Raw genomic sequence first — 13,781 nt, forward strand, 5'->3', positions numbered from 1 at the left:
TATGGGAATCACAGAGTTTTTAAAAGCAAAAAATCTAGGCGAATACCTAGAAAGTCGAAAGCACGGACATATCAGAGAACGCATCCAGCAACGTAGCTGGTTGGAGGTTCTCCTCCACAAAGCCCGCACTACCAAAATAAATCCTGAAAATCACCAAAAAGCGAAGAAAACGAAACACGGTTCTTGAAAAATAGAACCGTGTTTATTTGTCTATTCAATCTAGCTGAGAATTTGCCTGATCATGAATCGTGGCACTCTCCTTGTCCCAAACTATTTTTCTGTTTGGCTACATCTTTATCGGACTTGAGTCAGCACTCCGTCTTGCATCTCATAAACCTTGTCAACCTCGTCCAGCAGGCGGGTATCATGGGTAATCATGACCACGCTCTTGTTGAATTTCTGGGTCACTTCTTTGAGCAGATGAACCACGCGCTTAGCCCGCTCCGTATCTAGACTAGCTGTCGGCTCATCAGCCAAGATAATATCAGGGCTATTGTAAAGCGCTCTGGCGATAGCAGCCCGCTGCCGTTCCCCACCGGACAATTCTTTGGGATACTGCTTAAGCGTGTCTTTTAGATCTAGCAGCTCAATCAGACTGTCCAGATTTGTTCTTTCCTTTTTAGATAAGCGGTCAATCAGCTGAAACTGGTCTTCGATTTTCAGAAACGGAATGAGATTGGAAGCCTGCAAAATGAAGCCGAAATCATTGAAACGCAGGGCTGCTCGTTCCTTTTCCTTGAGCTGGGAGGTATCTTTCCCATGCAGGAGAATCTGACCTTTTGAGGGAGTTTGCAAATGGCCCAGCAGGGTCAGAAAGGTTGTTTTCCCTGATCCTGACGGCCCAATAATAGCTACAAACTGCCCAGCTTCCAAGCGGAAATCCGTTGGTTTCAAAGCTTGGACCAGCGTATGCCCTTGACCATATTCTTTTGTAACACCTTTTAGTTCTATGATTGGCATTTACTCACCTCCGATCGCTGTGATAGGGTCAATTTTCAGAACCCGATGAATGGACAAGAGTCCGCCAGCCAGTGACATGAAAACAATCAAGACAATCAATCCAGCATAAGCTCGCCAGTCACTATAAAAAGGCATAGAAGCCGGCAAGACTAGCTGGGTTCCCAAAAGAGCCAAGACAGCTAAGCTGAGTCCCAGCGTAGACAGGATGAAAATCTGCCAGAAAATAGAAGCAATAATCTTCCCACTGGCAATCCCTTGGGCACGCATAATACCGTAAAGTTGAGTCTTCTGAATGGTGATGATATACATGAAAATCCCCAATACTAAAAAGGTAATCAGAACCATGGCCCCAATCATAAAGGAAAAAGTCAGTACCTGAGGCTGATAACCAGGGATATTTTCTATAAAATCACTCATAGAGAGCTGACTAAGCCCAGTTTCTTCAATTTTTTGACTATCTTTGACCACAAGTGCGCTGATATTCTTAACCTGACTAGAGCCGTACTTTAATTCTCTGAAATCCTCTAGCGCCATAAAGACAACTGGCTGAGTTAAGAAGCTATTATCCACCGTGAAGCCAACAACTTGATAAACGCGCTCACTACCATTGAGCTGGAGCTGGTCGCCCAGTTTCACACCTTTTTGTTGCAGACGCTTATCTGCAATGACTTCATGAGCATTCTCAACAGAGCGTCCCTCAATAACCTCTGGTGCCAGAAAACTATCCCAAGAAAGACCAAAAACTTGAGCATTGAGTTTATCCGTCCCATCTTCATAATTGGCCACTGCTGCCATTTGTCCTAAAGCCGCAATTGAGTCCCCTTGAAGCAGGCTACTATACTCCTCTTCCTTGAGAGTCGAAGCAACCAGATTCTTATTGGCATACTCTGACAGGACGATTGATTCAGCCTGCCATTGGTCCAGAGCCAAGCGATTGAGCCTAGCCAAACCGACAGAAAGACTAGACAAAAAGAAAACCATATAAGTAATGAGAAAGACCACAGCAACCACTAAACGATAGCGTCCACGGCTGTAGATTATCTCTTTAAAAGCTAAAAACAAAGCTGTCCTCCTTTGAGATATTAAAGATCATTATATCATAAAGAAGCAAGCTAGAAAAACATATGAGACTAATGGTAACTAGATTCACACGAAAATCACTAAGTCGTATAGCGATTCCCTAAGTAAGAAACATGCCTTGAAAGAAATTCATAAAATAAAAAGAAACAAGGGCTTCAGTTCATATACCGAAGCTTGCCTTGTTTCTTTTCTCTAGGTTTCGACCGCTATCTGACCTGCACTTTCTCTTTCCCAGAGCAGATTGAAAATCGCCTTATTGCTTGCTAAAGGTCAGAGTATCTGGATCATCATCCAGTTTGTCCACAATCAGCTGATTGCCATTTTGACGATAGCTTTTGACATCGTCACCGACAAATAGTCTCTGCTTCGCTGTATCTACTTGTACCTGTTTGATTTCCTTACTGCCATCGACCTCGGTCTCAGTCCAAGTACCAGTCGAACCATTGATTTCTAGGACATGCTGGTCTCCATCATGGTCAGTTGCTTGGTAGCGTCCGTTTAGATTGCTGGTCTGGCCTGCATTGGATGAAGAAGTCTGTTCTTGCGCAGGCTGTGATGTTTGGCTTTGGGTATTTTGTGATGAGTTAGCATTTCCTCCCTGATTAGCATTGCTTGAGCAAGCAGCCAATAAAACTGCGACTGTTAATGATAAGATTCCAGTAAAGGCTTTTTTCGAAATAGTCATAGTGTTTCCTCCTTTTTCTACATTTGTAGTTTATAATTATATTCTACAATTGTCTGTTTTATTTGTCAATCATATAGCATTTTTTTATCTAAAAATAAAAAATTCCCCAGCCTTACTTGACTGGAGATGTAAAATCTATTGCTTCTTCTAGAGGATCAAAGCTAGTCATCCTTGATGGACGAGCCTTCTGCATCATCCCCAAATATCAAGGTCGACTGTTGCAGATAGGGATTGGGGTACTTTCTAAGCAAATCTTTCACAGCTTCTACCAAAACCTCCTGCTCCACCTGACCTACTTGGTATGGCTCTAAAAGAAGCATAAAATTTTCTTTTTCAGCTGGGCTGGCTTTTTTCTTAAAATAGCCCCAAACATGCTGAAAGGCATTGCAGACCTGACCTCGGTTTTCAGGCAGGGCTACCGCCTGATCAATCAAGTCTTGGACATGTGTTGCTTCCACCAAGTCACTTTTCAGATACTGACGGATTTCCAGATAAATATTACTGGAATGACTGAGCACTAGATATTTATTTCTAGCCCAAAGAGTCTGACATTGGGAGATTTGGTTCAAATTTTCCATAATTACTTTTCCTACAATCTTTCCTTTTATTCCGGAAAAATCCATTCGATATGCGGAGCTCGTTTACTGATTTCTTTATAAATCGTATTGAAATCAGCATCAACAAGATCATTCAAGTCAATCTCTTCCAGTATTTTTCCTTCTTCGTCTTTAAAATAAAGTATGCGATAAGTTGATCTCGAATTTTTAGAATAAGCACGTCTAATTTCATACTCGATTTGCTTAATATTTGTTAAATCAATGTGATTTATATCTTGGAAAACAGAGGGTTTAACATCAATCTTATCATCAGAAATGGTAAAAGCTGCAGGCTCATGAGCTTTCTTATAAGCCGAAACACCTAAAATAGTAACTATAACACCTGCACCAATTAGAATTGGGCCCACATATTCATTATTTTGATTGAGAATTTCTTGCTCAGATTCCTTTTCTCTTCGGATAGAAGCTTGTTCGGACTCTAATTGTTTATTATAGGTCTCTACAAAAGCTTGCAGTCTTTTTTGCTCTTCTTCTGGTGTTTCATTCTCAGGTGCATAAGTTGATTTAACCATAGTTCTAGCCTTTTCAATCGTCATCGAGCTTTCATTCAACCTTGCTTCTTTTCGTTCATATTCTAGCTGTTTTAAGCTATCACTGTGGTTACCACTACTACTATTTGGTGATTGCATTATTCCAATTAATATAAATGCTCCAATAATAACAATAATAATAGCTACAATTTCAGATGCATAACTTCTTTTATATTCCATTAAAATATTCTTTCTGTAAAATCTTTATGGGACTAGAATACCATAAATCAAGACTTTTATAAAGCTCTTTTATAGCCAAAAGCAGCCCAAAGGACTGCTTCTCTTTGTATATACTAGCGCACTTCTGCTCCAACATTTTCTTCCAAGGATTTTTGGATTTTTTCCATGTATTTAGCCACTTCATCATCGGTTAGGCTGTCTTCTGGATTTTGGAAGGTCAGTGTGTAGGCCATAGACTTGAGGCCAACACCTAATTTTTCACCAGAGAAGATATCGAAGAGCTTGATATCCGTCAAACGTTTCACTCCGGCAGCTTGAATCGCTTCCACCACCTGTCTGTGGCTGATTTCTGCTTTGAGCAACAAGGCCACATCACGAGTGACAGCTGGGAATTTGGTGATTTCTTCAAAAGGTTGTTCTGGCTCAAGACTCGCCTCAATAGCCGTCAGATTGAGCTCAGCCACATAGGTTTCTGGGATGTCATAAGCCTTGGCCGTCACTGGATGAACCTGCCCAACATAGCCCACTGGCTGACCCTTGATCGAAATCAGCGCTGTCCGACCCGGATGCAGACTCTTGAGCTGGTCAGTTGCTTGATAATCAGCTGCTAATCCTAGGCGGTCAAAGAGCGCTTCAACCACTCCCTTAGCGTAGAAGAAGTCCACAGGAGTCGCTAGCGTTTGGAAATCCTTTTCACTTACCAAGCCAGTTAGGGCAAAGGCAAAACTATTGATTTCATTAGGCAATTCTTCCTTCGGATTGCCTGTTTGTTCAAAGATTTTCCCAATTTCATACAGGGCTAAATCCTTATTTTTACGAGCAACATTGTAGCTGACAGTATCCAGCATTCCTGAGAGCATATTTTGACGAAGAACACTGCGCTCCCTTGTCATAGGCCACATAAGCTCCGTCAGATTTGTAGGATTGAGCGTAAATTCGACAGCTTTTTCTGGCGTGGTCAAGGCATAGGAAATAATCTCGGTCAGTCCTGCTCCTTCAGCCACCGTCCGAACCTTGCGACGTAGCTTCTGAGTGGCCGTCAATTCACCAGCTGTTCCAGCATCTTGAGGCAGGGAAACTGGCAAGCGGTCATAGCCATAAATACGAGCAATTTCCTCGTAAAGATCTGCCGGAATACGAATATCCCAACGACGAGCAGGTACGCTGACTGTGAAGAAGTCCGCAGAACCGCTGAGACCAAAGCCTAGACGACGGAAAATATCTTCAATATCCGCATAAGTCAAATCTGTTCCCAGAACTCGGTTGACATCTGAAAGGCTAGTCGAAACCTGCTTGTCAGTCGTATCTAACTGTCCTGCTTGGACAATACCAGCATGAACAGTTGCACCTGCCAAGTCAGCAATCATGCTAGCAGCAGCATCTAGAGCTTCAGTTACTGTTGCAAGGTTAATCCCTTTTTCAAAGCGTGAAGAAGACTCCGAACGCAAGCCCAGACGACTGCTTGTCTTACGGATTGACTTGCCATCAAAGACAGCAGCTTCCAGAACGACACGAGTCGACTTGCCTGAGATTTCCGTCGCTGCTCCACCCATGACACCAGCAAGGGCTACTGGCTCATCTGCCACAGTGATAACTAAATCGCCGACTTCCAGCTCACGCTCTTCGCCGTCCAGCGTCACCAGTTTTTCACCAGCACGCGCTTCCCGGACGACAATCTGGTCACCCTCAAATGTGTCCAAATCAAAGGCATGCATTGGCTGACCAAAGTAGAGCAAGATGTAGTTAGTCACGTCCACTACATTGTTAATCGGACGAATTCCTTCGTTCATGAGGAGATTTTGCAGCCACTGAGGACTCGGAGCAATGGTCACATTGTCCAAAATACGAGCTGCATAAAACGGTGCTTTTTCGCTTTCAATGGCAACAGACAAGCTAGCCGCAGCCTCTTTATCCCCTTCAGTCAAAGGAAATTCTTTGAACTGTACTGACTTGTCATAGATGGCAGCCACTTCGTGCGCCACCCCACGCATAGACAGAGCATCAGCCCGGTTTGGCGTGATGGAAAGCTCGATAATTTCATCATCCAAGTCTAGATAAGGGAAAACCTCATCTCCTGGTACAGCACTATCTGGCAAAATTTGGATACCATCCGCAAATTCCTTTGGCACGACCGAATCCGAAATGCCCAGCTCACCGAGAGAGCAGATCATGCCCAGTGACTCCAAGCCACGGATTTTCCCTTTTTTAATCTTATAATTATCCGCAATACGAGCACCTGGCAAAGCCACCATAACCTTGATACCCGCACGAACATTCGGTGCACCACAGACAATCTGACGAGGCTCCTCTTCTCCGACATTGACCTGACAGAGGTGCAGGTGAGTTTCAGGTACATCCTCACAGCTCAGAACCTCTCCGACAACAATTTTCGAAAGACCTTCAGCTGGTGAGCTGACTCCTTCTACTTCAATACCAGTTGTGGACATTTTCTCAGCCAGCTCGGCACTCGTCACATCCAAATCAACCAGTTCTTTTAACCATTTATAACTAACTAACATATGTATGATTTTACGACCGACCAGACCTAACTCTGACTTCATAGACAAAGCCAGTCCATTCGTCTTTTCGGTCGTATTTGATTCCTCTCTATAAATTTCTGTTTTCACTAAAAGCCCAATAAACAGCGCTGTTATCGTCTTTTTAGTTTAATTTCTTCCTTAAAAGCCAGTCAATATCGACTGTGTCACCAGTAATATATTCATGCTGGCTAAATCTTTCAAAGCCATATTTAAAGTAAAAATTCTGCGCCTTAAAATTTCTTTCCCAAACACCTAGCCAAGCCCAGCTAAAGCCACGTTTTTGGGCTTCTTCTAAGGCAAATTCAAACATTTCCTTGCCCAAGCCGAAGCCCTGATGGGAGGCAAGTACATAAATCCGTTGAATTTCAAAGGAATCTTCCAATTCCTGCTCTGTCTGAGCCTGACCCCAGTTACACTTGAGAAAACCAGCGATCTTTTGCTCCTTGTCCAGCACAAAATAATGCTCAGACTCAGGATTGGCCAGCTCCTGCTCCAGCCTTTCATGCGCCAGCTCGTGGGCAAAATAATGCTCTAAATCTGCCTGTTTGATGAAAGGACCAAAAGTTTCTTGGTAGGTCTGCACTTCCAAGTCCCGCAAAATATCCAGATCTTCTGGCTGAACTCTAACTAACATAGGGCACTCCTTTCTCAGAAGCGGCTGAGAGTAAGATTCCCAGCTAAAATGGCCTTATAAACAACTAAACTGCCGAACACCTTTTCTACGCATTTCAAGCTCGCAAATATTGCTAATCAGACTTGTCGTGGTGGAATTGTTCAAATCAAGTCTATTCTACTTCCATCTTACTTAAATTGCTCTGAAAAGCGCACATCGCCTTGGTAAAAGCCACGAATATCATTGATACCGTAGCGAAGCATAGCCACCCGCTCTTGACCAAGTCCAAAGGCAAAGCCAGAATATTTCTCTGAATCGATGCCACTCATTTCCAAGACACTTGGGTGCACCATTCCAGCTCCCATGATTTCGATCCAGCCAGTCTTCTTGCAGACATTACAGCCGGCACCACCGCACTTAAAGCAAGATACATCCACTTCGACGGATGGCTCTGTGAATGGGAAGTAAGATGGACGTAGACGAATCTTACGATCCGCACCAAACATTTTTTGAATAATCAACTGCAAAGTTCCCTGCAAATCAGCCATAGAGATATTTTCCCCTACGACCAGACCTTCAATCTGGTGAAACTGGTGAGAGTGAGTCGCATCGTCTGTATCGCGACGGAAAACACGTCCTGGAGAGATCATCTTGAGTGGCCCTTGGCTAAAGTCATGGGCATCCATGGCACGAGCTTGGACAGGAGATGTGTGCGTACGCAAGAGGATCTCTTCTGTGATGTAGAAAGTATCCTGCATATCCCGCGCAGGGTGGTCTTTAGGTAGGTTCATGCGCTCAAAGTTGTAGTAGTCTGACTCAACCTCGAAACCATCCACAACCTGATAGCCCATACCGATAAAGATATCTTCGATTTCTTCACTCGTTTGGGTCAAAATATGGCGATTTCCAGCTGGAATCTTACGGCCAGGCAGGGTCACATCCAAGGCATCATTGGCCAGCTGGGCTGCGACTTTCTGCTCTTCCAAGATTTGAGCTGCTTCTTCAAAGGCCGCATTCAGCACATCTCGTGCTTCATTGACGTGCTTCCCGATAATAGGGCGCATCTCAGCAGAAACATCCTTCATCCCTTTGAGAATCTCAGTCAGACTTCCTTTTTTCCCTAGGACAGATACTTTCAGCTCCTGCATATCCTTAGCATTTTCCAGAGTAATGGTCTGCAATTGGGCTAAAGTTTCCTCACGCAGACTCTGCAATCGTTCTTCAATTGTTGACATAGTTCCTCCAAAAATAAAAACCGCGGTCTCACTCACACCGAAGCGGAGCGTTGACACGCGGTACCATCCGTTTTTTATCTGGCAAGCCAGACCTTAATTACCAATCCTAAAGCAAGTGAATTCGCCTAGCTTTCATCTAGAGAGCTCTCAGTCGCTGGCTCCCCTCCCTGTCAAACTTTCCCTAGGTTACTGGTCTTGCGGATTGCTATTCAATTATAATTCATTCTAACAGATTTCTAAACATTTCGCAAGCTCAGTTATAGAATTTACAAGAAGAAAAAGAAGTCCGTTGAGCAACAGACTTCCTTTCTTTCTATTTAATCACTTGTCCCGCTTCTTTGAGGGCATCTTCTGGGATAGTAATGCCCAGTTCTTTGGCATTTTTAGTATTGATAACAGATTTACCTTTATCAAAAATATCTACTGCAGTATCAGCAGGTTTGGCACCTTTAAGAACTTTAGCAGCCATTTTACCAGTCGCAACACCTAGGTCATACTGGTCTACAACGACAGAGGCAAGACCTCCTTCTTCTACCATGGCCGTCGCACTTGGATAAATCGGTTTCTTAGCTTCTTTATTGCTGGACACAACTGTCGCAAAAGCTGAAGCAATGGTATTGTCAATTGGAATCCAGATAGCATCAACCTTGCCAGTCATGACATTCATAGTTGAAGCAATTTCATTTGTTGAAGGAACAGAATATTCCTCTACCTTGAATCCTGCTTCTTCAGCCAATTTTTTGAACTCTTCTACCTGAGCTTTAGAGTTGTCTTCACTGCTAGAATAGAGGGCACCGATTGTTTTCACATTTGGCGTCAATTTTTTAATCAACTCTAGTTGTTGCTTAGCTGGATTGTGGTCAGAAACACCTGTGATATTACCACCTGGCTTTTTCAGATTTTTCACTAGATTTGCTCCGACTGGATCTGTGATAGCTCCCATGACGATAGGTTTGTCCTTGGTAGCCGCAGCTAGTCCTTGCGCAGATGGAGTAGCAATCCCAATCAGCACATCATTGTCATTGGACACCAGCTGCTTACTCATGGTAGAGACTTTGCTCTGATCGCCTTCAGCATTCATAAAGTCAATCTTGATCTTATCGCCCTTGTAGCCTTCCTCAGCTAGACCATCTTGAATTCCCTTGTAAATCAAATCAAGCGAAGGGTGGCTGACATACTGCAAGACACCAACCTTGACTGTCTTACTATCGTCGCCAGTCTTAGATCCGTTGCTCTTTCCACTCAAGTTAGAATAAGCCATCCCACCGATTACCAAAATAGCCAAGAGGCCTAAAATAGTCATTAAACGTTTATTTTTCATGTTCTTTCTCCATTTCTTTATTTCATTTTTTCTATTCAATCCCTAGGGACGCCATCGTTTAAACATGGGCAATTCTCCTTATTTTTTATAATAAGCAACAAAAAACCTCACACAGGTATTCTGTGTGAGGGCGTAAATCGCGGTGCCACCTCAATTATGGAAAAATAACTAATATTCCCCATATCTCTGTCTTGTCATCAAACAAGCTGCACTGTAAGGTGTGCGCACCGAATTCTTATTGTTTCAAATTCATTTTATCAATTAGCCCAATTTCGCAAAGATTTGCTGCTCGTTTCCACCAACCACAAGCTCGCTAAAAACAAATGCATCTACTACTTTTCTAATTTCCTATATTGTAAATTTTTCCTGAAAAGATGTCAAGACCTTTTTGAAATTTTTTATAAAATGTTCGGTTTTTGTTTATAGCGATAATCATTGACAAAAAATAAATTTCTTTTTGATGAGACTTTAGAAGCTTTTAGCTTGGTTTTTTGTTATAATTTTCTGTAGCAACTTTCAAGGAGAAAAACATGTCTTTCGACGGATTTTTTTTACACCACATGACAGAGGAGCTCCGCCGCGAACTGCTGGGCGGCCGCATCCAAAAGATTAATCAACCTTTTGAACAGGAGCTGGTCTTGCAGATTCGCAGCAATCGAAAAAGTCACAAATTGCTCCTGTCAGCCCACTCGGTCTTTGGACGCGTCCAGCTGACAGAGACTACGTTTGAAAATCCAGCTGTTCCCAATACCTTTATCATGGTGATGCGTAAATACCTGCAGGGCGCTGTCATTGAAGCGATTCAGCAAGTGGAGAATGACCGAATTTTGGAAATCAGCGTCTCCAATAAGAACGAAATCGGTGATAGCGTGGCTGTGACTCTGGTCATCGAAATCATGGGCAAACACAGTAACATTATCCTCTTGGATAAGGCTAGCGGCAAGATTATTGAAGCCATCAAACACGTCGGATTTTCACAAAATAGCTATCGAACAATCCTGCCGGGCTCAACCTATGTCGCACCGCCTCAAACAGGTAGTCTCAATCCTTTCACTGTGGGTGATGAAAAGCTCTTTGAAATCTTACATACTGAAGACTTAGAGCCCAAACGCCTGCAGCAGATTTTTCAGGGCTTGGGTCGGGATACGGCTACTGAACTCAGTGGTCGTCTGACCGCTGACAAGCTCAAAACTTTCCGAGCCTTCTTTGCCAGTCCGACTCAGCCAAGCCTGACCGAAAAATCCTTCTCTGCTCTGCTATTTTCTGACAGCAAGGCCCAAATGTCCACGCTATCCGAGCTTTTAGACACTTTTTATAAGGACAAGGCGGAGCGCGATCGAGTCAACCAGCAAGCCAGCGAACTGATTCGCCGAGTAGAAAACGAGTTGGAAAAGAACCGGAAAAAGTTGGGCAAGCAAGAGGAAGAGCTCCTAGCAACGAATAATGCAGAAGAATTCCGCCAAAAAGGGGAACTCTTGACCACCTTTCTCCATCAGGTGCCCAACGACCAAGATCAGGTAGAGCTGGATAATTACTACACAGGTGAGAAGATTATCATCTCGCTTGACAAGGCCCTAACCCCCAACCAAAATGCCCAGCGCTATTTCAAACGTTACCAGAAGCTCAAGGAAGCCGTCAAACATCTGACCAGCTTGATTGAGGAGACTCGGGCTACGATTCTCTACCTAGAGAGCGTGGAAACTGCCCTTGCTCAGGCCAGCCTGACTGAGATTGCAGAAATTCGGGAGGAACTAATCCAGACTGGCTTTATCCGCCGACGCCAAAGAGAGAAAATCCAGAAAAGGCAGAAACCGGAGAAATATTTGGCAACTGACGGTCAAACCATTATCCTCGTTGGGCGTAACAACCTACAAAATGACGAACTGACGTTTAAGATGGCTAAGAAGGACGAGCTTTGGTTCCACGCCAAGGATATTCCGGGTAGCCATGTGGTCATCACAGGCAATCTTCAGCCTAGCGATGAAGTTAAGACAGATGCTGCCGAGCTAGCAGCCTACTTCTCCAAAGCCAGACTCTCCAATCTGGTCCAAGTGGACATGATTGAAGTCAGAAAACTCAACAAGCCAACTGGTGGCAAGCCGGGATTTGTCACCTATACGGGCCAGAAAACGCTGCGCGTCACACCAGATGAAGAAAAGATTAAAAGCATGAAAATGTAAACTAATCCGTTTCTAAAATATCGATTTGGCGGATATTGAACAATAAAAGAGGAGCCTCGGCTCCTCAAACTTACTGAATTTAAAAATCTAGTTATCTTTCAGAGGTTGGGACAGCAGAGTCCTAGCCTCTTTTTTTATCAGAAGTAGACAATTGTCACAGTAATTGACTACTCAACCTTGTCCATGTCCGATCTTACTTCATCGACATTGAATTTTGCAAAGAGGAACTTACGGTCTTGAACTGGAAAACGTTGATCCAACTGATCGACAGCACCTAGCTCCACAATCCCTTCCTTGATAACAAAGTCCATAACGTGACCACCAAAGGTATGGTCGTCTGAAATAAAGTGAAGATGATAGCCGGCTACACTGACACCGTGGAAAATTTCGGGTGTCCAAAAGCCAACAATGGTGCCGGAGACATTATCAGCATGGTACTCAGGCTGACTTACGGCTACTTCAGCAAACTTCTTCTCTGAAGTCGATTTTGGAATCATTCGCACATGCATGTGGGAAAATTCTCCATGAATCTTGATGGAGCGAAATAGATTTTCCCCATCGTAATAGGATTCAATTCGCTTTTCCAGCTCTTCATCTGTCATTTCGAAGCGTTGGCGGAAAATGACCTCCGCTTGGTGGGGAACAACTGCAGCGTAGGGCACTGTTACATCATCTGAAACTTCTACAACTTCAGGCACATTGCCAGATCCCTTAGCCTGATAGGCCTTACCATCAAGAACAATCAACTCCCCATCAATGGAATCCAGTGTACCAATCCCCAAATCGCCGTATTTCAGGAGCTCCCCAATCGTCATGCTCCCACCATAAAGTCCAGCCATCAAGGCTCCTAGGGTATTATACTGAAATAATTTCACTGGCTCTGCCATTTTTTCTCCTATATCAACAAACTTCTGTATTTTCTAAGATAATTAAGTATATCATATTCTGGTCGAATTTCAAAAAAATCGTTTAATGGACAATCAAAATGTAATTCCGATACCCTAAATCAACTGACTTTCCTCAATACCGGCATCAGCGAGGATTTGAGCCACTCGGTCAAACTTAAGTCGAAAATGCTCCAGCTTGTGGCCATCGGAGCCAACTGAAAAGCGCTGACCACCAAGCTCCTTGACAAGACCAAGAGCGTAGATATAGTGGTCTTCATGACCGTATAAATACATGGACTTGCAGTTGAGTTCAAAGGCCAGATCATGATCAATCATCTTTTGAAAAAGCTGTCGCAGCTGAGGCTCAAAAGTTTTTAACTCCTCTACGGTAAGCTCAAATTTCCGAAAGCCATAGTCAAAGTGGGCTAGGACATCCGCCGGAACAGCCTCGATTGCCTCTTCTAGCTCTCTCAGGTAGCGGGGAATTAACTCCATCTTGTCCAGCTGCAAGACCGGCTCTTCCAGATAGTCAAAACTACCATTGTGGTGAACAGATAGGAGCTTGATGTCGTATTCCTTATCGGCTAGGAAAGCTAAAATATCGGCCTTACGCGGAGCATAGTAACCAATTTCAATCCCCTTTTTGATGCGGTTGCCATATTGCTGGTTCAGCTCTGCAATTTTTGCCGAATAGGCCGCATAGTCAGGCACATCATCATGGGGCGAGGTAGCTTGGTAAGGGTAGGGATTGGACAGGTCATAGTGCTCGGTAGTGACAATCTCGCCCTCGTAATGGTCCAGATAGTCAGAAAAATCCGCCTCAGAATCATAGGAAAAATAGGTATGAAGATGGTTGTCGCGCATGCTTGCCGCCTTTCTGCAAATCTTGTGTTCCTTTAATAATGTCAACGGTTGGTCGGCCTTTGTTTTAGATTTTCCACATTCCGATCCTT

General features: G+C 43.7%; 13 protein-coding genes. 2 read left to right on the forward strand and 11 right to left on the reverse strand.

The features are described from left to right. Nucleotide 1: 1 nt before the first annotated feature. Nucleotides 2-187 carry a hypothetical protein gene (locus tag O3651_RS05000; RefSeq protein WP_371609758.1) on the forward strand — a complete coding sequence of 62 codons (186 nt, stop codon included), beginning with the start codon at nucleotides 2-4 and terminating at the stop codon, nucleotides 185-187. 107 nt (nucleotides 188-294) lie between these two features. On the opposite strand, the gene O3651_RS05005 is transcribed toward O3651_RS05000, so the two are convergent. From O3651_RS05005 to trpX, 9 genes are all read right to left on the reverse strand, one after another. Then, nucleotides 295-960, reverse strand: coding sequence for an ABC transporter ATP-binding protein (locus tag O3651_RS05005; RefSeq protein WP_371609759.1), 666 nt, complete (start codon nucleotides 958-960; stop codon nucleotides 295-297). Beyond that, nucleotides 961-2,022: an ABC transporter permease gene (locus O3651_RS05010; protein WP_371609760.1), complete on the reverse strand. Its 1,062-nt coding sequence runs from the start codon at nucleotides 2,020-2,022 to the stop codon at nucleotides 961-963. 271 nt (nucleotides 2,023-2,293) lie between these two features. Continuing rightward, nucleotides 2,294-2,725, reverse strand: a complete 432-nt coding sequence (locus O3651_RS05015; RefSeq protein ID WP_371609761.1) for an SP_0198 family lipoprotein — start codon at nucleotides 2,723-2,725, stop codon at nucleotides 2,294-2,296. A 161-nt stretch (nucleotides 2,726-2,886) separates the two neighbouring features. Then, nucleotides 2,887-3,303 carry a YbgA family protein gene (locus tag O3651_RS05020; protein ID WP_371609762.1) on the reverse strand — a complete coding sequence of 139 codons (417 nt, stop codon included), beginning with the start codon at nucleotides 3,301-3,303 and terminating at the stop codon, nucleotides 2,887-2,889. A 26-nt stretch (nucleotides 3,304-3,329) separates the two neighbouring features. After that, nucleotides 3,330-4,052: a hypothetical protein gene (locus tag O3651_RS05025; protein WP_125446443.1), complete on the reverse strand. Its 723-nt coding sequence runs from the start codon at nucleotides 4,050-4,052 to the stop codon at nucleotides 3,330-3,332. Between the two features lie 113 nt (nucleotides 4,053-4,165). Further along, complete coding sequence (gene pheT / locus O3651_RS05030) at nucleotides 4,166-6,679, reverse strand: phenylalanine--tRNA ligase subunit beta (protein WP_371609763.1); 2,514 nt, start codon at nucleotides 6,677-6,679, stop codon at nucleotides 4,166-4,168. A 34-nt stretch (nucleotides 6,680-6,713) separates the two neighbouring features. Next, entirely contained in the window at nucleotides 6,714-7,226 is a 513-nt protein-coding gene (locus O3651_RS05035) for a GNAT family N-acetyltransferase (protein WP_371609764.1), read from the reverse strand. A gap of 167 nt (nucleotides 7,227-7,393) precedes the next feature. Beyond that, a complete protein-coding gene (pheS, locus tag O3651_RS05040; RefSeq protein WP_005589611.1) occupies nucleotides 7,394-8,440 on the reverse strand; it encodes a phenylalanine--tRNA ligase subunit alpha in 1,047 nt (348 codons plus the stop codon). Nucleotides 8,441-8,753: 313 nt separating this feature from the next. Further along, nucleotides 8,754-9,761 (reverse strand): tryptophan ABC transporter substrate-binding protein, encoded by a 1,008-nt coding sequence (gene trpX / locus O3651_RS05045; protein WP_371609765.1) that lies wholly within the window; start codon nucleotides 9,759-9,761, stop codon nucleotides 8,754-8,756. Nucleotides 9,762-10,291: 530 nt separating this feature from the next. On the opposite strand from trpX, the gene fbpA reads away from it, so the two are divergent. Next, the gene (fbpA, locus tag O3651_RS05050) at nucleotides 10,292-11,941 is read left to right on the forward strand and encodes an Rqc2 family fibronectin-binding protein FbpA (protein WP_371609766.1); all 1,650 of its coding nucleotides are present in this window, start codon (nucleotides 10,292-10,294) and stop codon (nucleotides 11,939-11,941) included. A gap of 167 nt (nucleotides 11,942-12,108) precedes the next feature. Here the strand turns inward: fbpA and budA are convergent, their stop codons facing one another. Both budA and O3651_RS05060 read right to left on the reverse strand, forming a co-directional pair. Then, nucleotides 12,109-12,828 carry an acetolactate decarboxylase gene (gene budA / locus O3651_RS05055; RefSeq protein WP_061910878.1) on the reverse strand — a complete coding sequence of 240 codons (720 nt, stop codon included), beginning with the start codon at nucleotides 12,826-12,828 and terminating at the stop codon, nucleotides 12,109-12,111. A 114-nt stretch (nucleotides 12,829-12,942) separates the two neighbouring features. Further along, a complete protein-coding gene (locus O3651_RS05060) occupies nucleotides 12,943-13,692 on the reverse strand; it encodes a hypothetical protein (RefSeq protein WP_371609767.1) in 750 nt (249 codons plus the stop codon). Nucleotides 13,693-13,781: the final 89 nt, after the last annotated feature.

Source organism: Streptococcus sp. 27098_8_73, assembly GCF_041432495.1.
Lineage (GTDB): Bacteria > Bacillota > Bacilli > Lactobacillales > Streptococcaceae > Streptococcus.